Origin of the sequence: Bradyrhizobium sp. IC4060 (genome assembly GCF_020193715.1) — a bacterium.
Lineage (GTDB): Bacteria > Pseudomonadota > Alphaproteobacteria > Rhizobiales > Xanthobacteraceae > Bradyrhizobium > Bradyrhizobium yuanmingense.
Genome location: NZ_JADYVJ010000006.1, coordinates 1 through 20,015 on the forward strand (window position 1 = coordinate 1; position 20,015 = coordinate 20,015).

20 protein-coding genes and 1 pseudogene are annotated in these 20,015 nt (G+C 64.7%); 9 read left to right on the plus strand and 12 right to left on the minus strand.

What is annotated here, in order from left to right; genetic code table 11:
* Both I6F16_RS38040 and I6F16_RS38045 read right to left on the minus strand, forming a co-directional pair.
* Positions 1-310 (minus strand): annotated as a pseudogene (locus I6F16_RS38040) (FAD-linked oxidase); the annotation flags it as partial.
* Entirely contained in the window at positions 279-761 is a 483-nt protein-coding gene (locus I6F16_RS38045; protein ID WP_275970742.1) for an FAD-dependent oxidoreductase, read from the minus strand. The gene I6F16_RS38045 and the pseudogene I6F16_RS38040, both read right to left, overlap by 32 nt.
* Positions 762-868: 107 nt before the next feature.
* Here I6F16_RS38045 and I6F16_RS20545 point away from each other — a divergent pair, with 107 nt between their 5' ends.
* The gene (locus I6F16_RS20545) at positions 869-1,777 is read left to right on the plus strand and encodes a LysR substrate-binding domain-containing protein (protein WP_225113848.1); all 909 of its coding nucleotides are present in this window, start codon (positions 869-871) and stop codon (positions 1,775-1,777) included.
* 240 nt (positions 1,778-2,017) lie between these two features.
* On the opposite strand, the gene I6F16_RS20550 is transcribed toward I6F16_RS20545, so the two are convergent.
* On the minus strand, positions 2,018-5,410 hold the full coding sequence (locus I6F16_RS20550; protein ID WP_225113847.1) for an adenylate/guanylate cyclase domain-containing protein: 3,393 nt from the start codon (positions 5,408-5,410) through the stop codon (positions 2,018-2,020).
* 435 nt (positions 5,411-5,845) lie between these two features.
* Entirely contained in the window at positions 5,846-7,084 is a 1,239-nt protein-coding gene (locus tag I6F16_RS20555; protein ID WP_036015149.1) for an MFS transporter, read from the minus strand.
* 130 nt (positions 7,085-7,214) lie between these two features.
* Here I6F16_RS20555 and I6F16_RS20560 point away from each other — a divergent pair, with 130 nt between their 5' ends.
* Positions 7,215-7,823, plus strand: coding sequence for a TetR/AcrR family transcriptional regulator (locus I6F16_RS20560; RefSeq protein ID WP_311735306.1), 609 nt, complete (start codon positions 7,215-7,217; stop codon positions 7,821-7,823).
* 344 nt (positions 7,824-8,167) lie between these two features.
* Here I6F16_RS20560 and I6F16_RS20565 read toward each other — a convergent pair whose 3' ends face one another.
* Both I6F16_RS20565 and I6F16_RS20570 read right to left on the minus strand, forming a co-directional pair.
* Positions 8,168-9,541, minus strand: coding sequence for a PleD family two-component system response regulator (locus tag I6F16_RS20565; protein WP_036025582.1), 1,374 nt, complete (start codon positions 9,539-9,541; stop codon positions 8,168-8,170).
* A 14-nt stretch (positions 9,542-9,555) separates the two neighbouring features.
* Positions 9,556-9,921 (minus strand): response regulator, encoded by a 366-nt coding sequence (locus tag I6F16_RS20570; protein ID WP_225113845.1) that lies wholly within the window; start codon positions 9,919-9,921, stop codon positions 9,556-9,558.
* A gap of 242 nt (positions 9,922-10,163) precedes the next feature.
* Here I6F16_RS20570 and I6F16_RS20575 point away from each other — a divergent pair, with 242 nt between their 5' ends.
* Genes I6F16_RS20575 through I6F16_RS20585 form a run of 3 tightly spaced genes read left to right on the plus strand, consistent with a single transcriptional unit; the run spans position 10,164 to position 12,168 of the window.
* Positions 10,164-10,475 (plus strand): DUF3572 domain-containing protein, encoded by a 312-nt coding sequence (locus tag I6F16_RS20575; protein ID WP_225173974.1) that lies wholly within the window; start codon positions 10,164-10,166, stop codon positions 10,473-10,475.
* On the plus strand, positions 10,472-11,761 hold the full coding sequence (locus I6F16_RS20580) for a DNA polymerase IV (protein ID WP_225113844.1): 1,290 nt from the start codon (positions 10,472-10,474) through the stop codon (positions 11,759-11,761). The genes I6F16_RS20575 and I6F16_RS20580 overlap by 4 nt, the downstream gene beginning before the upstream one ends.
* Entirely contained in the window at positions 11,761-12,168 is a 408-nt protein-coding gene (locus I6F16_RS20585; RefSeq protein ID WP_225113843.1) for an ACT domain-containing protein, read from the plus strand. The genes I6F16_RS20580 and I6F16_RS20585 overlap by 1 nt, the downstream gene beginning before the upstream one ends.
* A 101-nt stretch (positions 12,169-12,269) precedes the next feature.
* Here the strand turns inward: I6F16_RS20585 and I6F16_RS20590 are convergent, their stop codons facing one another.
* Positions 12,270-12,671 carry a RidA family protein gene (locus I6F16_RS20590; RefSeq protein WP_018646938.1) on the minus strand — a complete coding sequence of 134 codons (402 nt, stop codon included), beginning with the start codon at positions 12,669-12,671 and terminating at the stop codon, positions 12,270-12,272.
* Between the two features lie 224 nt (positions 12,672-12,895).
* The gene (locus I6F16_RS20595; RefSeq protein ID WP_225113842.1) at positions 12,896-13,741 is read right to left on the minus strand and encodes a cell envelope integrity EipB family protein; all 846 of its coding nucleotides are present in this window, start codon (positions 13,739-13,741) and stop codon (positions 12,896-12,898) included.
* 231 nt (positions 13,742-13,972) lie between these two features.
* On the opposite strand from I6F16_RS20595, the gene I6F16_RS20600 reads away from it, so the two are divergent.
* The 4 genes from I6F16_RS20600 to I6F16_RS20615 all read left to right on the plus strand — a co-directional run bounded on the left by I6F16_RS20600 (position 13,973) and on the right by I6F16_RS20615 (position 17,112).
* Positions 13,973-14,440: a RidA family protein gene (locus I6F16_RS20600; RefSeq protein ID WP_225113841.1), complete on the plus strand. Its 468-nt coding sequence runs from the start codon at positions 13,973-13,975 to the stop codon at positions 14,438-14,440.
* 6 nt (positions 14,441-14,446) lie between these two features.
* On the plus strand, positions 14,447-15,193 hold the full coding sequence (locus tag I6F16_RS20605; RefSeq protein ID WP_225113840.1) for a glycerophosphodiester phosphodiesterase: 747 nt from the start codon (positions 14,447-14,449) through the stop codon (positions 15,191-15,193).
* Between the two features lie 198 nt (positions 15,194-15,391).
* Positions 15,392-16,633: a GNAT family N-acetyltransferase gene (locus I6F16_RS20610; protein WP_036015190.1), complete on the plus strand. Its 1,242-nt coding sequence runs from the start codon at positions 15,392-15,394 to the stop codon at positions 16,631-16,633.
* 53 nt (positions 16,634-16,686) lie between these two features.
* Positions 16,687-17,112, plus strand: coding sequence for an HIT family protein (locus I6F16_RS20615; protein ID WP_057029794.1), 426 nt, complete (start codon positions 16,687-16,689; stop codon positions 17,110-17,112).
* 121 nt (positions 17,113-17,233) lie between these two features.
* Here the strand turns inward: I6F16_RS20615 and tsaA are convergent, their stop codons facing one another.
* The 4 genes from tsaA to I6F16_RS20635 form a co-directional block, all read right to left on the minus strand.
* The gene (gene tsaA, locus I6F16_RS20620; RefSeq protein WP_057029795.1) at positions 17,234-17,725 is read right to left on the minus strand and encodes a tRNA (N6-threonylcarbamoyladenosine(37)-N6)-methyltransferase TrmO; all 492 of its coding nucleotides are present in this window, start codon (positions 17,723-17,725) and stop codon (positions 17,234-17,236) included.
* Between the two features lie 32 nt (positions 17,726-17,757).
* Entirely contained in the window at positions 17,758-18,108 is a 351-nt protein-coding gene (locus I6F16_RS20625) for an AzlD domain-containing protein (RefSeq protein ID WP_036015173.1), read from the minus strand.
* Positions 18,105-18,845, minus strand: a complete 741-nt coding sequence (locus I6F16_RS20630; protein ID WP_036039333.1) for an AzlC family ABC transporter permease — start codon at positions 18,843-18,845, stop codon at positions 18,105-18,107. Before I6F16_RS20630 ends, I6F16_RS20625 begins: the two co-directional genes overlap by 4 nt.
* Positions 18,846-19,002: 157 nt before the next feature.
* The gene (locus I6F16_RS20635; protein ID WP_109143489.1) at positions 19,003-19,956 is read right to left on the minus strand and encodes a lytic transglycosylase domain-containing protein; all 954 of its coding nucleotides are present in this window, start codon (positions 19,954-19,956) and stop codon (positions 19,003-19,005) included.
* Positions 19,957-20,015 lie beyond the last annotated feature (59 nt).

Here is a 20,015-nt window from a genome sequence, read left to right on the forward strand (position 1 = left end):
CGGGCGCATGGGTCAGGGATGCGAACAGCATGTGCTCGTCCGTGAGCGATCGCGTGCTGGTCCGGAAAAATTCCAGCACGTCGCGGGAACGCTCGATAGGGTGAACGATCGGGCCGCCGGTGATGATGGGCCCTACCGTATGGAGGTCGTATTCAAGACTGGTGGCAATCCCGAAGTTTCCGCCGCCGCCGCGCACGGCCCAAAATAGATCGGGCTGCTCTTGCTTGCTGGCCCGCACAACCTTGCCATCAGCGGTGACGAGTTCGACAGCCCGCAGATTATCCAACGCGAGGCCGTACTTGCCCATCAACCAGCCCAGTCCTCCGCCGAGCGTCAGGCCCGCGATGCCGGTGGTCGAACACGCCGCCGGTCACCGCAAGTCCGTGAAGCTGCGTTTCTCGATTGAGCTCGCCCCAGGTGACCCCGCCCTGCGCCCATACGGTCTTGCCGATCGCGTCGATCCGGACCCCCTTCATGGGTGAGAGGTCGATCATGATCCCGCCGTCGATGGTTGCGCGCCCGGCCACATTGTGGCCACCGCCGCGAACAGCGACCTCGAGGCCGAGCTTGGTCGCAAGTGCCACGGCATCCACGACATCAGCCGCACTGCGACATCTGGCAATCAATGCTGGCCGTTTGTCGACCAGCCCATTGTGAACCTTGCGCGCCTCGTCGTAGCCCTCGTCCGCTGGCTTGAGCAGTTCTCCTCCGAAGGAGGCGCTAAGTTCGGCGGCAGCGCTGGCAACAGATGCGATGGACATGACACGAGCTCCCTAGCTTGGCCCGCCACATCCTCGATCGCGGGCTGTCTCAGAGCAAATCCGAAGAATTCAGGTGACGATGAACTGATTTCACCTACACTCGCCGCATGCACAAGCTGCCGCCCCTGATCGAGTTCCGCGCTTTTGAGGCTGCCGCGCGTCATCTGAGCTTCAAGAAAGCCGCGGCAGAACTCGGCGTCACGCCGACCGCGATCAGCCACCAGATCGGATTGCTCGAGCAGTATTGCGGCCGCGCTCTATTCCGGCGCAGACCACGCCCTCTTTCGTTGACCGATGCCGGCGCGCGGCTGTTTCCCGCCATTCGCGGCGGACTCGAGGCGTTTGCCGCTGCCATTGCGTCCCTCAAGCAGGAAGGTGACGAGCAGCCGCTCCGGGTTACGACGACCAACGCCTTCGCTAGCCGCTGGCTCGTGCCCCGCCTGCCCCTGTGGCGGAAGTTGGATCCTGACGTGCCATTGGAAGTGATCGGCACTGACACGGTGCTCGATCTGCAGGCCGGAGACAGTGACGTTGCCATCCGTTATGCGACCAGCCGCGTACCGCCGACAGACGGAATCGTCGATGAACTCTTTAGCGATACGTTCTGGCCGATCTGCAATCCGGATTTGCTTTCAACCGGACGGCTGAAGAGACCAGTCGACCTCGCAAAGCACGTTCTGATCCACTCCTATTGGTCGCCGGCCGATCGTGAGCCACCGACGTGGCAGAGATGGCTCGGTTTGGCCCAGCGCCGGTGGCGCGAGGTGCCCCAATACAAGGACCTGCAGCACTTGAGTTTCCGGGAAGAACTGCACGCCATCGAGGCGGTGATCAGTGGGCAGGGCGTCGGGATCTTCAGTGATGTGCTCGTGGCACACGACCTCGCCGCCGGCACGCTCGTGAAGGCATTCTCGTTGAACCTACCCGGCTACAGCTTTTATGTGGTCAGCAGGCCAAGCCACCCGCGCGCGCGGACCATTCGGGTCTTTTCGCAGTGGTTGCGGTCGAGTACCTGATCCGGACCGGGTCAGCACAAAGTGCGAAGCCGGGAGAGGTCATGCGAATAACCCGAAGCGCGACCAGCAGCGCGGACCAACTCCAGCTGCGAACCGGAGCGACGGGGCCGACCCGAGAATTGACGGCGCCGAGCAGGTCACCGTTGCCCTTACGTTTCTTTAGGGTGCAGCGGAGTCGCGAAACCCGAGAACGTTACGGAGCTCCAATGGAGCGCGCTTACGACAAGCTCCACGTTACACTCAGAGTTCTTCCAGCAGCGCCTTGCTTTCCTTCAAGTCGCGAACGTCGAAGCCCTCGCTGAACCAACCGTAGACCGGCGCGAGAAGACCGCGTGCTTCATCACCCCTGTCCTGATCACGCCAGAGCCGGGCGAGACTGACGGCGGAGCGAAGTTCCCAGAGTTTCGCCTCCTGCTGGTGAGCAATCGCAATGGCGTGGCGAAACTCGGCCTCCGCATCGGCCTCCGCGCCTGGCCGAGCCCTTAGCATCAACTCGCCTCGGCGCCGATGCAGCTCGGCCTCGAACCACCGCACCCCCGATTTCTGGGTTAGTGCCAAGGCGTCGGAGAGTTGGCCGAGCCCCGTTTCATATCGTGCTCTCTTTGCCTCGGCTGCTGCGAGCTGCGCAAGGTAGAACGGAAGAGTCCATGCTGCGCCGGACGCCTGGAATCCCTCGATGCCGCGCCGCAGTAAGTCCACCCCGGCCTCGGGGTCGCCGGCTTCGGCCAGCGTCCAGCCGCGATATGCCGTCCCCATCGCGAGAAAGAAGGCAAAGCGCTGCTCGGTGGTGAGCGCAACCAGCTCGTCCGCCCGTTGCCCAACCATGCCCGCGTCTTCGAGCACGAAATGCAACCGGCAGGCAACGCTCAGCGCGAATGCGAGGCTGATCGGGTGCGACGAATCGCGGGCCTCTGCCAGAGCGTCACTGCTCTGCACGCGCGCCTGATCGGCGAAGCCAAGAAGGCCACACGTAAGCGAAAGGAACGAAAGCATCGCCACGCGGGCGTTTTCTGCGAACAGGGCCGTCAGAGAGCGCTGCTGCGCCGGATCGTAAAGGGCGAGCCCCCGCTCGAGATGGGTGCGCGCCAAGGCCAATTGTCCGCGATGAAGCCAGCTATCGCCGACTGCCCGATGACCGGCGACAAGAATGGCCGCATCGTTCTGTCGCCCGGCCAAATCGAGCAGATTCTCGGCGATGCGATGCGATCGGTCCGTTTCACCACGGACGTGATAATGCACGAACTCGCCCCAGAGTGCCTTGAGCAGATTCGGCGTGTCGTTGAGTGCCTCGCAGAGGCAACGCGCCCGGGCGTAGGCCCTGCCGGTCTCTTCGGCCGCGTGGCCCTTCGCGGCGATCAGTGCACCGCCGAGCGCGAGTTGAAGTTCAGTTTCGGTGCGCTGGCGCCCGGGAGCATCCGGCAGTTGAGATAGCAAATCAAGCGCCTTTCGCATCTGCGCGATTGCTTCTGTCATTGCCGATCGAGCCTTTGAACGCTCACCAGCCTCCTGCCAATAGGAAATCGCCTTTTCGGCCAAGCCCGCATGTCCGCAGTGGTGGGCGAGGATTTCCGGCTGCTCTTGGATGCCTCTAGCGAGCCTCTCCTCGAGTGCGCCAGCGATCCGAGCGTGCAGCTCGCGGCGTTGGCCGCGCAACATTGTGCCGTATGCCGCATCCTGGACCAGTGCATGTTTGAACAAGAAATTGGCGTCGGGCGGCTCGACACTCCCAAACACGAGGCCGGTGTTGATCAGCCGGTCAAGCGCCGCCCGCAACTCGTTGTCGCACCGCTGTGCGACCGAGGCCAGCAGATCATAGGAGAACTCGCGGCCAATAGCTGCGCCGATTTGTGCCACCTCCTTGGCGATCGGCCCAATCCGGTCGAGCCGCGCCATCAACGAAGCATGTAGCGTGGCCGGTACGGCAAGTCCGGGCAGCGGCGCGAAGGAGATCGCTCGCGCGATACTCTGGGGGCTTGTTTCGAGCACCGCTTTGGTCAACTCCTCAACGAACAGCGGCACACCATCCGTACGTTCAGCAATTTCATTGACGATTTCGGTCGGCAGCGTCTGGCCACCTGCCACGCTCCGGATGAGCGCAGCGCCCGCATTCTGGTCGAGCCGGTTCAGCACGAGCAAGCTGACATGCGGCTTTCCGGTCCATACTAACTGGAACTCGGGACGGTAGGTGATCAAGACCAAAACCGGCAGGCTTGCTACGCGATCGACGGTTCGGTCCAGCAGCTCGCGCGAGCTTGGATCGATCCATTGCATGTCCTCGAACACGATCATGATTGGACGTCTTTGCGCGAGAGCTTCAAGCTGGCGAACCAGAGCGGCGAAGCTTCTCTCCTTCTTTTGTTGCGGCGTACTCGTAACCGGTAAGTATAGATTATCGTTGGGGATCGACAGAAACTCGGCCAGGATCGCCGCGTCCTCGTTGGGCGACAATGCAGGCGACAGGAGCGCTCGAAGTTTGTCGAGCTTGGTCGTCGGTGTGTCCTCACGATCGAAGCCAGCCGCTCGCTGGAGTTGTGCGATGAAGGGGTAAAGCGCGCTTTCCTGATGATGAGGCGAGCAGAAGTAGCGCAAGCAGGTGTGCGGCTCTCGCTCGATACGCTCCTGAAGAGCCGCAACGAGGCGCGACTTGCCGATCCCCGCCTCGCCGACAAGCAGCATGACTTGACCGGTACCCGCCCGCGCATGGCGCCAGCTCCGCTCCAACCGCGCGAGGTCTTCCTCACGCCCAACCAGCGGGGCGAGGACCGAAGGGTGCAACGCCTCGAACCGGCTCTCCGCTGTTCCCTCACGAAGCACCCGCCAGGCTTGCACCGGTGCGGCGAAGCCCTTCAGCGTCACGGCGCCGAGATTCTCGTAGTCAAAGAGCCCGCCGATGAGCCGCCGCGTGTCCTCAGGGATGACTACCCCATCCGGTTCGGCGAGCGCTTGCAGTCGAGCGGCAAGGTTCGGCGTCTCGCCAAGCACGGCCTGCGCCTCCGCCGCTTCGCTGCCGATAAGGTCACCTACGACGACGAGGCCAGTCGCGAGCCCAAGACGAACCCGCAGCTCGAACTCGGCTGGGGCTCCCGGCGCGTGCCTGGTCGCGGCGATCTCAAGCGCAGCGCGCACTGCGCGTTCGGCATCGTCCTCATGCGCTGAAGGATGACCGAATAGTATGAGCATGCCATCGCCGATGTAACGGCTGACGGTGCCACCGTATTTGCGGACGACCGCCGCTACGCTATCGCGGTACTCAGCAATTATGTCCCGTAGATCTTCCGGATCGAGCTTTGTCGCAAGTGCCGTCGAGCCGACGAGATCGCAGAACATCACTGTGAGCTGACGACGCTCGGCGGAAGAACTTGGTGCGGCCAACAAGCCTGCGCGCTCCGTGACCGGTGGCACGATGGACGTCGCTGCGCCGGCCCCTCTCGTCATTTGCGGCGGTACGGTCGGCGTGAGCGCGGCACCGCAGTCGCCACAGAAGTTCTTGCCTGTCGGATTGTCGCCCCCGCACGCAGGGCAGCGAAAGAACAGCGGCGCGCCGCAATCGCCGCAGACCTTCGTTCCCTCCGGGTTGACTCTGCCGCAATTCGCGCAATCCATGGCCGCACCCGATCGAATTCCGACCGACATGAGTTCGCGTCGGTCTATGGGCGAATCTTGAAAGCGCGCTCTTTCAAGATTCTCTTCCCTCAGCCGCCTACCAAGCGCCAAGCATGATCAAACTCACAATGACCAGGAAGTAGACACAGGCGATAGTCGCAGGGAAAATGAGCCAGCCGGGCGTCATCGTTGCCTCCCGAGCGGTTGTCTCGAAAGCTTAAGCTGGCCGGCGCGATTAGGATTATGAACTGGCTAACACTCTGCAACTCAAGCCCATTTTCAATCTGAGAAGGCTGACCACAGCCTGACACGACCCAAACGCGAAATTGGCAAGCCCATGAACGACCGCCTGCCGAGTCGACGAAAAGTTCTCTCGCACGTCAGCAACCGAGCGCTTTGAGGCAAATGCAAATTTGTGAGAACGGCAGCGGTGCAAGGCCAAGGAAAACGACCACCCGCCCCGCCCTACGCTGTCCGCAGCACTGGCGTGGGCGGCTGCGACGGCCTGACAAGCGCGAACGCGACCTGCACGATCCCGCCGGCAAGGCCGAGCGCGACGCCGATGCGCCAGGCCATGGTGTAGGAGCCGAGCGCGTCGTAGAGCAGCCCGCCTCCGTAAGCGCCGAGGAAGCTGCCGATCTGGTGGCTCATGAAGGCGAGGCCCTGGATCATCGCCTGCCAGCGCAGGCCGAACATCTCGGCGACCGCGCCCGCGACCAGCGGGCCGACGCCCATCCACAGAAAGCCCATGATCGCGCCGAACAGCAGCGTCGAGAACGGGCTTGCCGGCAGCATGAAGTACCAGGCGAGTGCGAGCGAGCGCAGGATGTAGATCCCGCCCAAGAGCGCCAGCTTGTTCCAGCGTTGGCCGGCCCAGCCGAAGAACAGCGAGCCCAGCACGTTGAAGCCGCCGATCATGCCGAGCGTCTGCGCGCTCAGCATCGGATCGAGGCCGCAGATCGCGAGATATGACGGCAGGTGCGTGGTGAGGAACACGAGCTGCATGCCGCAGACGAGATAGGCGCAGGTCATCACCACGAAGGAGGCATTGCCGAACGCGGTCCTCGCCGCGGCTGCAGCCGTGGCATCATCGATCTCGTCGGCCGCCGGCTTCGGCAACGGAATCTTGTCGACGCGCCCGGCATACCAGGCCGCAGGGATCATCAGCACCGACATGATGACGAAGCCCGCGAGCCCGACGCGCCAGCCAAAGCCCTCGTTGAGCATCTGTCCGATCGGCGCCGAAAGTAGCGCGCCGAGCGAGCCCGCGCCGGAGACGATGCCGAGCACGGTCGAGCGCACCGTTTCAGGCACCGCGCGCGCCGCCACCGACATCGCGATCGCCGCCGCGGTGCAGGCGAGCGAGGTCCCGATCAGCACGCCGGCGCCGATCATGATGCTGAGAAGCCCATTCGCCGTCGCCATCAGCGCGAGGCCCGCGATGTACATCAGCGCGCCGGCGATCATGATCGGGCGGAAGCCGTAGCGCACGGTGAGTGCACCGGCGGGCGGCTGCAGGAAGCCCCAGGCGAGGTTTTGCACGGCCAGTGCAAGCGTGAAATCCGAGATCGAAATGTGGATGTCGTGCGTCAGCGGCTGCATGAAAATGCCGAGCGACTGCCGCAGCCCCATGCTCAGCGTCAGCATGATCGAGGCGCCGATCAGGATCGGCAAGGTGGGACGCAGAACCTGCAGCAGGGGCATTTTTCTTCTCCCTTCTGGGCGCGGCACGCGTGCCGTCGTCTGCTTTAGCCGATGTTTTTGGGTACACAGACCTGTGCACTTAGGCTATAGATGGAAGCGGCTGTCAAGCGAACAGGACGCATTCCGCTGCATGGCTCCCCCGCCCCTCCCACAGACGATGAAAGAGCGGATCCTTCAGACCGCCGACAAGCTGTTCTATCTGCAAGGCATTCGCGCCATCGGCGTCGATACCATCGCGGCCGAGGTCGGCATCAGTAAGCGCACGCTCTACAATCACTTCCCGTCCAAGGACGCGCTGATCGCGGCCTATCTCGAGCGCCGCTTCGTCAGCGCACGCCCCTCCGACAAGCCGCCCGCCGAGCAGATCCTCGCGACGTTCGATTCGCTGGAGCGGCGCTTCGCGGCGAAAGACTTTCGCGGCTGCCCATTCGTCAATGCGGTCGCCGAGCTCGGCCCCGGCGACCGCGCCGTGAAGAAGATCGCGATCGCCTTCAAGGAAAGCCGCCGCCTCTGGTTTCGCGACCGCCTGACCGAGCTCGGCGTTGCCGAAGCGGACGCGCTCGCGACGCAGCTCGTGCTGCTGGTCGACGGCTCCATCGCGCAGGACCTCGTGCGCGATGATCCGGCGATGGCCAGAGCCGCGAAGGAAGCGGCGAAGGTGTTGTTGCGGAATGCGGGGGTGGATGTGGGCGAGGATGCGAACCCGGCGGAGAAACGGAGCAAGCGCGCTCCAGACTAACCGTTGTCGCCTGATCGCTCGCTGTCATCACCCGCGAAAGCGGGTGATCCAGTATTCCAGAGACAGTGAGGCTAGACCCGAGACGCTGCGGCGTACTGGATTCCCCGCTCCAGCGCGACTGCGCACAAGGCGGGGAATGACACCGGAATTTGTGGAGGAAGCGCGGGCGCCTGACTACCCGTCAGGACCATTTCGCGACCCTACCAATATGCTCCTGTTTTGCCCGACGGGTCAAACGACGCCGCTGCCGGCGCAAATTATCTCGCCACCCGCGTAACCCATTGATCCCGCTCGCGCCGGCTACTGTGCATGGGGTTGTTTTCGCAACTTTGTGCGGGCGGCCCTCACGCCGCCTGCGACACCACGCGGTTACGCCCGTCGTGCTTGGCCCGGTAGAGCGCCGTGTCGGCGCGCTTGAGGACGTCGGCCACCGCCTCGCCCTTTCGCTCGAGCGTGGTGAGGCCGATCGAGATCGTGACCTCGATGCGCTTGGCCCCCTTGTGGATCGCGAAGGGCTCACCCGCTATCGAGCGGCGCAGGCGCTCGGCGACCATGCCGGCAACATGGAGATCGGTCTCGGGCATCACGATGACGAATTCCTCGCCGCCGTAACGGCAGGCGAGATCAATGCCGCGGATCGATTTGCGCACGCGCACCGCGAACTCGCGCAGCACGTCGTCGCCGGCATCGTGGCCGTAATTGTCGTTGATCGACTTGAAATAGTCGATGTCCAGGATCATCAGCGCCAGCGGCTTGCCACGGGTCGCGGCCTGCTCGGCGAGCGTCGCCAGATGGCTCTCCATGTAGCGGCGATTGTGCAGGCCGGTCAGCGCGTCGGTGATCGCCATCTCGATCGAGTTCTGCACATTGTCGCGCAAATGATCGGTGTAGCGGCGGCGGCGGATCTGGGTGCGGGCGCGCGCCAAGAGCTCGGTCTTGTCGATCGGGCGCAGCAGGTAGTCGTTGACGCCGATCTCGAGGCCGCGCAGCAGCCGTGTCGAGTTCTCGGGGTCGGCGATGGCCAGGATCGGCACGTGCCGCGTGCGCTCCAGCGATCGCGCCTGGCTGCATAGGCGCAGGCCGTCGAAATTGTTGAGGTCGAGCGAGACGATCAGGAGGTCGTAATTGCCTTCGGCGGCGTGGAATAGCGCCTCCGTCGGGTTCGGCTCGACGTCGATGGTGTGCTCGGCGGCGAGGATCGTCGCCAGCCGCTCGTAGGAGGACTGGCGGTCGTCGACCAGGAGGATGCGGCCGCCCTTGCCGGTGTCGGCGATCGCACTGCGCTCGGGCGCCTGCATGCCGATCTCGAGCGAGGTGATGGCGCGCATGCGCAGCTCATCCGTCATCATCTTCAGCCGCGTCAGCGAGCGCACCCGCGCGATCAGCACGACGTCGGAGACGGGTTTGGTCAGGAAGTCGTCGGCACCGGCCTCGAGCCCGCGGTTGCGGTCGGCGGGGCTGTCGAGCGCGGTGACCATCACGACGGGAATGTGGTGCGTCGCCGGATCGGTCTTGAGGCGGCGGCAGACCTCGAAGCCGTCCATGTCGGGCATCATCACGTCGAGCAGGATGATGTCGCATTCGGCACGCCTTGAGATCGCGAGCGCCTCGGTGCCGTTCGCGGCGGTCATCACGTCGAAATATTCGGCGGAAAGGCGGGCCTCTAACAGCTTGACGTTGGCGGGGACGTCGTCGACGACCAGGATACGCGCGGACACTGTGAACTCACTTCCTATCCGATAAAACGCCGGACCGTCTCAATGAATTTGCCGACCGAGATCGGCTTGGACAAATAGGCTTCGCAGCCGCCCTCGCGGATGCGCTCTTCGTCGCCCTTCATCGCGAACGCCGTGACCGCGACGACGGGAATGGCGCGCAGCTCCGGATCGTCCTTGATCCAGCGCGTCACCTCGAGGCCGGAGACCTGCGGCAGCTGGATGTCCATCAGCACGAGGTCGGGCCGCATCTTGCGCACGAGGTCGAGCGCCTCGTAGGCGTTGCTGGTGCCGGAGGTCTGGTACCCGTGCGCCTCCAACAGGTCGCGGAAGAGCTTCATGTTGAGCTCGTTGTCTTCCACGATCAGGACGGTCTTAGCCATCCCGCCCTCCTGATTGGTCCGAAGGACCGGTACATATGACGCCTCAGACGCCGCTTCCCGGCGTTTCGAAAACTGGATTCAAACTAGCCTCAGATTCGCTTGAGTTTCGTTAAACCCGAGGGTCCACTTTCTGCGATGTGGTTTCCAGTTGCTTGTCCGGGGCCGGAAGACTTGAGCACGAGACTCGGGCATGATGATTCCAAATTAGAGACCGAAAGTTAACGGAAAGGCAAACCGTCCCCGTGAAAAAGCCTGTTCACAACCCCCGCGAAGTCGCTGAAATCGTTGCGATTCAGGCCCTGTGCTTCGTCGCGGGCGAGCCTGAGCGGCTGGGCCTGTTCCTGGCCGAGACGGGGGTCGGTCCGGAGACCCTGCGCAACGCCGCCGCGGACCCGAATTTCCTCCTCAGCGTGCTCGATTTCGTGATGCGGGACGATGCCACGGTGAAGGCCTTTGCCAAGGTGGCGGAACTGCACCCGACCAACGTTGCCGCGGCGCGGCAGGTCCTCGGCGATGCGCTCGGTGACCCCTCCTGGGAGCGCGACGTGCCGTGAGCGTCCCAGAGCCGGCCGGGCCCCGCTGCTTCTGCCGGGATTGTCTGGCCGATCTGGATATGGGCCTGCGGCGCTGCACGGCCTGCGGTTCCCCCCGCCTCGTCCGCCACCGCTCGCTCGCCGGCCTGACGATTGCCCATATCGACTGCGACGCCTTCTACGCGACGGTCGAGAAGCGCGACAACCCTGACATCGCCGACAAGCCCGTCATCATCGGCGGGGGCAAGCGCGGCGTGGTGTCGGCGGCCTGCTACATCGCGCGCACCTATGGCGTTCGCTCGGCGATGCCGATGTTCAAGGCACTGGAAGCCTGCCCGCATGCGACCGTGATCCGCCCGGACATGGCAAAGTACGTCCGGGTCGGCCGCGAGGTCCGCCAGGCCATGCAGGCGCTGACGCCGCTGGTCGAGCCGCTCTCGATCGACGAGGCCTTCCTCGATCTCTCCGGCACCGAGCGGGTGCACGGCATGATCCCCGCCAAGGTGCTGGCGCGCTTTGCCCGCAACGTCGAGCGCGACATCGGCATCACCGTCTCGGTCGGCCTGTCCTGCAACAAGTTCCTGGCCAAGATCGCCTCCGACCTCGACAAGCCCAGAGGCTTTGCCGCGCTCGACCAGGAGGAAGCGCGGTTGATGCTGGCGGAAAAGCCGGTCGGCTTCATCTTCGGCGTCGGTCCCGCGACGCAGGAACGCCTGGTGCAGCGCGGCTTCCGCATCATCGCCGATCTGCAGAAGGCCGACGAGATCGAGATGATGCGGCAGTTTCCGAGCGAGGGCCGCAGGCTGTGGCGGCTCGCACGCGGCATCGACGACCGCCGCGTCGAGCCTGACCGCGGCGCCAAGACCATTTCAAGCGAGACGACGTTTGAGACCGACATCCGCGATTTCGCGACGCTGGAGAAGATCCTGTGGCGACTCTGCGAGAAGACGTCGTCGCGCCTGAAGAGCAGCGAACTCGCCGGCTCCACCGTGACGCTGAAGTTGAAGACCGCCGATTTCCGCCAGCGCACGCGCTCGCAATCGATCGCCGCCCCGACGCAGCTGGCCGCGAAGATCTTCTCGATCTGCCGCGAGATGCTGGCCAAGGAAATCGACGGCACCGCCTTCCGCCTGATGGGCGCCGGCGTCAGCGCGCTGCGCGAGGGCTCGGCGATCGATGACACCGACATGCTCGACCGCCGCGCCGCCCACGCCGAACGCGCGGTCGACAGCCTGCGCAAGAAGTTCGGCAGCGCCGCGGTGATCCGCGGCATTGCCTATGAGGGCCCGGAGAAGGCGCAGGAGTGATGACGGGTGAACGCGATCTCAATGCGCTGCTGAGACTGATGAAGCCGGAGCTGCGACCGGGCACCTTCGTATTTTGCACGATAGCGGCAGACGAGACTATTCCCGCAGCAGTCGATCCGCTCCTGATCTTCCGCGAGGCGGAGGGCACAACGGTCGTAGCACCGCTGGAGGATGCCGAACGCGCAGGACTGCGCTACGAATTCGCCTCACGCCTGATCACGCTCACGGTTCACTCCGCGCTCGATGCGGTCGGCTTCCTGGCGGCAATCACGGCGCGCCTCGCCGACGCCGGCATCAGCGTGAATGCCGTGTCGGCGTTCCACCACGACCATCTCTTCGTACCGTCCGACAGAGCCGACGAAGCGATGGCGGCTCTACAAGAGCTGTCAGAGGCGAAGCACTCATAGCAGCTGTAGCCCGGATGGAGCGGAGCGCAATCCGGGACAGTGCTCCGTGGCGACAGGCTTCCCGGATTACGCTTGCGCTTCATCCGGGCAACAGGAAAACCTCAATCCGCAACCGCGACCGCCTCGATCTCGATCAGCCATTCCGGCGCAGCGAGCGCGGAGACGCCGACGAGCGTCGAGGCTGGCGGCTCCATGCCTTCGAAGAAGGCCGAGCGGGCCTTGCCGATGATGGGCCGCAGCTCCGGCTTGTAGTTCACCACGAAGGTCGTGATCTTGACGATGTTGGAATAGCTCGCCCCCGCGGCCTTCAGCGCGAGGCCGAGATTCTGCATCACCTGGGTGGTCTGCGCAGCGATATCGCCCTCGCCGACGATCCGGCCCTCCTCGTCGGTCGAGACCTGGCCGGAAATGTAGATCGTGCGCGCCCCCGTCGCGGTGACGACGTGGGAATAGGCTGGATTGTGATGCAGGCCGCTGGGGCGGAGATGGTCGAGCTTCGGCATGGGCTGGCTCCCCGAATTTGTGGTTGGGAGGGAGCGTAGCGGGAGAGTGTGACGAGAGCTAGCCCCGTCATTGCGAGGAGCGAAGCGACCAAGAGAGATCTCGTAGGGTGGGCAAAGGCGCACTTGCGCCGTGCCCACCATCTATCAACGATTATCGAGAGAAAGCGTGGGCACGATCCGCTTTGCCCACCCTACGACGCTGCTCGCGACGAGAGACCTAGCCCTCAATTACAGGGCTTGCTGTCCTTCACGTCGAACTTGCCCATGGCGCCGGAGATGACGAAATCGTTGTAGTCGAGCATGAGCTGGCGCGAGACGCCGTTCTCGTAGAGCTCGAACGCCATCGCATAGACCGGCGTCTGCTCGCCCTCCTTCTGCTGGGCCTCGCGGTCGAAATAGCTGACGGTGACTGGCCAGCGCTTGAGCGACTTCATGTGCTCGTCCGCAGTCGACGGATCGGACGAGGTGGCGCGGTCGGCGGGGATCGGCTGACCGATCACGGTCAGCGTGTTGTAGACCTTCTGGCCGTCATCGGAGCCGTCATAGACGGAGAGCTCCAGCAGCGATTTGCCTTCCTTCGCGGCGGCGATGATGCGCTGGATCTGCTCGGTCGGGAACACGATCTTGCCGTCGAGCGTGAACGTCTTCGGCGCCGGCAGCCTGAGCTTGACGTTGATGTGGTCGCCGTCGCGCTCGGCCGAGCCGTCGACGCGGCCGGCATCCGCCTCGTTCATGCGCGTCTCGATCTTGAAACGGTAGCTCTTGCCGGCGGCATCCTCCCAGGAATTGGAGCGGAGGTCGCTGAGCGTGACCTTGCCCTCGCCGCTGTCGAGCTCGGAGACCTGGCGGAATTCCGAGGTATAGCCCTCGCAGGCGTTCCCCGTGAAATTGTAGAGGATCCGGCCGCGGGCGCTATTGACCGAATTGGTGCGCGATTTGACGAGGCGGAGATCATACAGCGCCTGGTGCGCGAGAAACGGACCGTTGGCGGCCTCGGCTACGCCGCCAAGGCCAACACTGGCCGCGGCAAACGCCATCACACCGAGCGAAGTCCGGAAAAGGTGCACCATGTCTGTTCCCTGAGGAAAGCGCAGATTCGACATTTTAATGACCGTTCCATTGCGCCGCAACTGAGGCCGTCCACGTAAAATTGCCCCTCCACGTTGAACCTACCGGCCAGCCTCAACAAAAATGCAGCCCCTCCGGTTGCTTGCATGTGGCGGCACGATGGGCGAAACAGGGCCCGCCCGGCCATCCAGGGACGCGCCGGAGCGAAGGATTTTTGGACAACGAGGTCGGACATGGCGGGCACGGTCGAGCAGAAACTGGCGGAGCAAGGCATCAAGCTGCACGAGGCCCCCACCCCCGTCGCCAACTACGTGCCGTTCGTACGCACCGGCAACCTTCTGTTCGTCTCCGGCCAGGTCTGCTTCGACCCCGCTGGCAAGCTGATTGCCAAGGGCAAGCTGGGCGCCGGCGTCTCGATCGAGGACGGCACTGCCGCCGCGCGCGGCTGCGCGATCAACCTGCTGGCCCAGGTCAAGGCGGCGCTCGGCGATCTCGACAAGGTCGTACGCGTGGTGCGCCTCGGCGGCTTCATCAACTCGGCCCCGGATTTCCTGGATGGGCCGAAGGTGCTCAACGGCGCCTCCGACCTGATGGTTGCCGCCTTCGGGGACAAGGGCCGCCACGCCCGCACCACCGTCGGCGTCGCCTCGCTGCCCGCGGATGCGGCGGTCGAGGTCGAAGGCGTGTTCGAGGTCGCCTGACGCCAAATGCGCGCTCCGGATTGGCTGACAGCGCGGCCGGTCGCCCATCGCGGCCTGCATGACATTTCGCGCGGCATCGTCGAGAACATGCCGGGCGCGGTGCAGGCTGCGATTGCTGGTAGTTTTGCGATCGAGGTCGATATCCAGCTCTCGGCCGACGGCGAGGCCATGGTCCATCACGACCATGCCCTGGGCCGACTCACCGAGGCCACCGGCGAGGTGATCGCAAAGACCGCGACCGAGCTGAAGGCCGTCAGGTTCAAGGACACCGACGAGCGGATGATGTCGCTCGCCGACCTCTGCGCCATGGTCGCCGGACGTGTGCCCCTGGTAATCGAGGTGAAGAGCCATTTCGGTGGCGATCGCAAGCTGGTGAAGCGGATGGCCGAGGTGTTGGCCTCGTATGACGGCCCCGCCGTCGGCATGTCCTTCGATCCCGACCAGGTGCTGGCGCTGCGTGACCTGTTGCCCAACCGTCCGCGCGGCATCGTCGCGCAGCGGAGCTATGAGGACGAGTACTGGGCCAACCTCACCCAAGAACAGCGCGACAGCATGCTGTACCTCCGCCATGGCTTGCAGACCCAGCCGCATTTCGTCGCCTTCAAGGTCGACCACCTGCCGGCCCCCGCCCCCTGGATCGCCCGCAACCTGTTCGGCTGCGCCCTGCTCGGCTGGACCGTCCGCACCCCGGAGCAGCGGAGCCGGGTCGGGCGGTATGCGGACCAGATGATCTTCGAGGGGTTCGTGCCGTAGCACCTCGCGTGTCCCGGACAAGCTGCAACGCTTCAGCGTTGCGGCGCAGAGCCGGGACCCATCTCTCCACGAGCGCGCTGCCACATGGGCCCCGGCTCTGCAGCGCCCGCTGAAGGTGCGCTGCGCTGCGTCCGGGGCACGAGAGCGAGCTTTCTCCACCCCTTGAAGTCGCTGCTGCAATGCACGATCTTGGGCACGATGCCATCATCCGAAATCACGCTCGAGGCCGTCCCGTCCATCGGCGAAGTCTCGCCCGAGGATTGGGACGCCTGCGCGAATCCGGGCAAAGCTTGTAATGGCCATGGCGCGGGAACCTCATCCGCTCTTCCAGGCGATTCCGCCAGCATCTTAAAACCCGCCTATAACCCGTTCGTCTCCCACGCCTTTCTCTCTGCGGCCGAGAAATCGGGTTCGGCCACGATCCGGACTGGCTGGGGACCCCGGCATCTGGTCGCCCGGCTCGGCGGCCGCGTGGCTGGCGTCGTGCCCTGCTATCTGAAATCGCACAGCCAGGGCGAGTACGTCTTCGATCGCGGCTGGGCGGATGCCTATGAGCGCGCCGGCGGGCGCTACTACCCGAAACTCCAGGTCTCGGTTCCCTTCACGCCGGCCACGGGGCCGCGGCTGCTGGTGCGTGATGGCGTCGATCGCGAGCGTATCACCGAGGCGCTGGCGAGTGGACTCATAGCGCTGTGCGGCGTCAGCAAGGCCTCCTCCGTCCACGTCACCTTCGCGCGGGAGTCAGAATGGAAGCTGCTCGCCGAGCACGGCTTCCTCCAGCGCACCGACCAGCAGTTCCACTGGCACAATGAGGGCTTTGCGAGCTTCGACGACTTCCTGGCGACGCTGAACTCGCGCCACCGCAAATCGATCAAGCGCGAGCGGCGCGATGCACTCGCAGCCGGCGTCACCATTCACTGGCTCACCGGCAAGGACATCACCGAGGATGCCTGGGATGCCTTCTTCGCATTCTACATGGAGACCGGCTCGCGCAAATGGGGCCGGCCGTACCTGACGCGCGAGTTCTTCTCGCTGATCGGCGAGTCCATGAGCGAGGACGTGCTGCTGGTGATGGCCCGCCGAAACGGCCGCTGGATCGCGGGCGCGATCAACTTCATCGGCTCGGACACGCTGTTCGGCCGCAACTGGGGCGCGGTCGAGCATCACCCGTTCCTGCATTTCGAGGTCTGCTACTACCAGGCGATCGATTTCGCGATCAAGCGCGGCCTCAAACACGTCGAGGCCGGCGCACAGGGCGAGCACAAGATCGCGCGCGGCTACCTGCCGCGCACCACTCATTCCGCCCACTTCATCGCCGATCCCGGCCTGCGCCGCGCCATCGACGATTACCTCAAGCGCGAGCGCGCCTATGTCGCGGAAGCCGGACGAGAGCTCGCCGAGCTCGGCCCGTTCCGCAAAGCGGCCGACGAGGCGCCTTGACGCGTCGCCACGGCTGGTGACAGTAAGCGCAAATCGTTCGAGGAGCCGCCGCCATGACCGCCTACGACACTAACAACATCTTCGCGAAAATCCTGCGCGGCGAGCTGCCCTGCTACAAGGTCTACGAGGATGAGCACGTCTTCGCCTTCCTCGACATCATGCCGCGCGTGCCCGGTCACACGCTGGTGATCCCGAAGGCTCCTGCCCGCAACATCCTCGACATCAAGCCCGACGATTACGCCCATGTCGCCCGAGGCGCGCACAAGATCGCGGCCGCCGCAATGAAGGCGTTCAATGCCGACGGCATCACAGTGCAGCAGTTCAACGAGCCTGCCGGCGGACAGGTTGTGTTTCACCTGCACATGCACGTGATGCCGCGCCACGACGGCGTCGCCATGCTGCCGCCTGCGAGCCGCAAGGAAGACGACAAGGTGCTGCAAGAGCACGCGGCGAAGCTGATGGCGGCGTTGAAGGGGTAGCCGGCGCTGCATCCTCGTCATTGCGAGGAGCTCTTGCGACGAAGCAATCCAGACTGCCTCGGTGGAGGGATCCTGGATTGCTTCGCTGCGCTCGCAATGACGAGGTTGGAGCGGAGGCCCCTCACTCCGTCTCGAAATCGCCCGTCTGCGGCGCGGCCAGCGGCGTGAACTCGCAGCGGTCGGGCTTGATGTCGATCAGCGGCGTGTTGTCGATGCAATCGAGGCCGCGCACCAGGATGGCATTGCCCTCGATGCCGACCAGCTTGACGATCGAGGTGCCGATCGGATTGGGCCGCACCGGCGAGCGCAGCGAAAACGTGCCGCGGGTCTTTTCGTTGTTCTTCGGGCTCTGCAGGACGATGTCGCGGCGCGAGCGGTCGAGCCAATAGAGCACTTCGAGGTTGCTGTAGAAGTCGACGCCCTTGATGGCCGGCACGAACGGCTCGAAGATCTCGAGGCGGCAGATCGGACCGTCCTGACGTCCCTGCCGCGGCGTCTCCAGCCGCGACGACCAGGGCGTGCGGATACGACCGATGAAGACGAGGCCGGCATCTTGCGTCGGCGGCAGCTCGATGGCGACCTCGCCCTCGCGGAGCTCCTGTTCGCGAACCATATGTCCTGTTCCCTGGCTGTTCGCTGGCGGTTTTAGCCCAACCACCACTTGCCGGCCAGCATGAAGACTTCGCCCGTGACCACGCCCGCGAAGATCGAACGGCGGGTCAGCAGGAAAACGACGAGCCCGGCACCGACCGCGCCATAGCGCAGGACATCAGGCACGCTGGCCAGCGCGCCCGGTGGCTGGACCACGATCTGGGCGATGACGCCGGCCAGGATCGCGGTGGCGACCGCTCTGACCCAGACCAGCAGCTCCGAGCCCTCGTCGATGCCGCCGCCGAACCACAGGCCCAGCATGCGCCAGATCTGGTTGGGAACGACGCCGGCGACGAACAGGACGGCCAGCGCGTGCCAGTCGCCGATCGCTTGCGCAAAGCTCATGCGCGTACCTCCCGCCACCAGTGCACGCCATAAGCGATCGTCCCGGCGACCACGCCGCTGACGAGGATATCGAGGCCGGAGTTCATCTTCGCCGCCAGCGGATAGAGCACGATGCCCAGCACGAGCGCGACGACGTCGGCGACCTCGCGGCTGTTGCGCGCCGTCGAGAACAGGAACGACAGCGGCGTCAGCAACAGGATCGCCGCACCAAGCGTCTGCGTCAGGTTGGCGGCGAGGAAATAGCCGACGATATTGGCGACAAGGCACACGGAGACGAGCCCGCAGCCGAGCCCGTGGACGAAGGCGATCCGCCGTTCGCGCGGCACCTGCGGCAGGAAGCGGTGGCATTCGACCCACAGCGTCACTGCGGTGAGATGCGCGGCGAAAATCAGCTCGCGCCGCTTGGTCGTGGGTGTGCGCATCAGCGGCAGCACCGAGACCACCATTGGAAACAGGCGGATGGCGCTGACGGTCACCGCGATCGCCGACTGGATGATGGTGGCGCCCGAGCCGAGCGTGGTGATCAGGATGATCTGCGCCGGACCTGCCCAGACGAACAGCGTCGAGCACAATGCCCAGAGCAGGCTGAAATGGGTGTCGTGAGCGAGCGCACCGATGCCGAGATAGGTCACGAACAGCACGATGGTGAGGATCGTCTGCGTGATCGAGCGCAGTCCCCACGCGAAGGCGCGCCAGGGACTATTCCATTGCGGTGAATCGAGCGGAGGAAGCGCCACGGGAGCTTTGGCCGGTAAGGAATCGTGCCCGCATAACGGGCGAGACGGGTGCGCGCGTCAAGGAAAGGCGCGGCGGGGCTGGCATGCATGACAGCCAGGCTCATCGCCGTCATTCCGGGGCGCTGCACTTGGCGCGAACCCGGAATGACGGCTCATCCTACCCCGCCACACCCCTGTTCCTCAGCACGAAACACGCCCCGCCCGCCTTGCGGATGCGGTTGCACAGATCATCAGCCTCGGCGCGCGTATCCGCGCCGATGCGGACCTGATAGAACGCGCGTGTGCCACGGCTGCGCATCACCGAGGAGAGCAGGCTCGGATCACGCTCGCCGATCACGGTGCTCAGTTTCGTCACGGCCCGGGAATACATCGCGAGCGCCCTGTTGCGGTCGAAGCCGGCCGCGAGCTGCACGCCCCAGATCTTTGCGGCTGCAAGCTCGACATGCTGCTCGAGCTCGGCGACGAATGGATTGGGAGCACGCTTGAGCAGCGCGATCAGATCACGGCAGCTCGTCGTCGGCGAGCTCGGTGGTCCCTTGCCGGTGCTCCCCGCCTTGGCCCAGGCATCGACGCTGGTGCCGGTGATGGCATACACGTAATTGCGGGTCTGCTCCGGCATCGGCCCGGTGCCGGCGAGCCATTCCTGCACGCGCCGGGGGCCGGCATTGTAGGCGGCCGCGGCAAGGCCGAGATTGCCGAACTGGTTGCGCAGCTCATTCAGGAATTCGGCCGACTTCGGCAAAGCCTGCACCGGATTGAACGGATCGAGCAGACCGCGCTCGCTGGCAGTGCCCGGCATGAACTGCGCGATCCCCTGCGCATGCTGGCCGCTGCGCGTCATGGGCCCGACCGCATCGGCCTGGAAGCGGCTTTCCTGCCAGATCACGCGCGCGAAGAATTCCAGCGGCAGGTTATTGTCGCGCGCGGCCGCCTCCACGATCAGGCAGATCGACTCCCGCGTGTCGCTCTCGCGGGCATCTTTCGGTTTCTCCGCTGGCTTCTCGGGTTCCTCGGCCTTCGGAGGCGCATCGGTGGAGGGTGCCTCCTCCGCGAGCGCCGGTGCCAGCAGCAAAGCCTGGCACAACACAGTAATGACCCGAGCTATTCGCATGGCATTGACGCTATCGGACAAATCGGACCTTGACTTGGAACCAGAGCCAACTAGCAACA

Coding starts and splice junctions, on each gene's coding strand:
- I6F16_RS38045 (WP_275970742.1), bottom strand. CDS start 761: ATGTCCATCGCATCTGTTGCCAGCGCTGCCGCCGAACTTAGCGCCTCC.
- I6F16_RS20545 (WP_225113848.1), top strand. CDS start 869: ATGCACAAGCTGCCGCCCCTGATCGAGTTCCGCGCTTTTGAGGCTGCC.
- I6F16_RS20550 (WP_225113847.1), bottom strand. CDS start 5,410: ATGTCGGTCGGAATTCGATCGGGTGCGGCCATGGATTGCGCGAATTGC.
- I6F16_RS20555 (WP_036015149.1), bottom strand. CDS start 7,084: ATGCCCCTGCTGCAGGTTCTGCGTCCCACCTTGCCGATCCTGATCGGC.
- I6F16_RS20560 (WP_311735306.1), top strand. CDS start 7,215: ATGGCTCCCCCGCCCCTCCCACAGACGATGAAAGAGCGGATCCTTCAG.
- I6F16_RS20570 (WP_225113845.1), bottom strand. CDS start 9,921: ATGGCTAAGACCGTCCTGATCGTGGAAGACAACGAGCTCAACATGAAG.
- I6F16_RS20585 (WP_225113843.1), top strand. CDS start 11,761: ATGACGGGTGAACGCGATCTCAATGCGCTGCTGAGACTGATGAAGCCG.
- I6F16_RS20590 (WP_018646938.1), bottom strand. CDS start 12,671: ATGCCGAAGCTCGACCATCTCCGCCCCAGCGGCCTGCATCACAATCCA.
- I6F16_RS20595 (WP_225113842.1), bottom strand. CDS start 13,741: ATGGTGCACCTTTTCCGGACTTCGCTCGGTGTGATGGCGTTTGCCGCG.
- I6F16_RS20600 (WP_225113841.1), top strand. CDS start 13,973: ATGGCGGGCACGGTCGAGCAGAAACTGGCGGAGCAAGGCATCAAGCTG.
- I6F16_RS20605 (WP_225113840.1), top strand. CDS start 14,447: ATGCGCGCTCCGGATTGGCTGACAGCGCGGCCGGTCGCCCATCGCGGC.
- I6F16_RS20610 (WP_036015190.1), top strand. CDS start 15,392: ATGCCATCATCCGAAATCACGCTCGAGGCCGTCCCGTCCATCGGCGAA.
- I6F16_RS20615 (WP_057029794.1), top strand. CDS start 16,687: ATGACCGCCTACGACACTAACAACATCTTCGCGAAAATCCTGCGCGGC.
- tsaA (WP_057029795.1), bottom strand. CDS start 17,725: ATGGTTCGCGAACAGGAGCTCCGCGAGGGCGAGGTCGCCATCGAGCTG.
- I6F16_RS20625 (WP_036015173.1), bottom strand. CDS start 18,108: ATGAGCTTTGCGCAAGCGATCGGCGACTGGCACGCGCTGGCCGTCCTG.
- I6F16_RS20635 (WP_109143489.1), bottom strand. CDS start 19,956: ATGCGAATAGCTCGGGTCATTACTGTGTTGTGCCAGGCTTTGCTGCTG.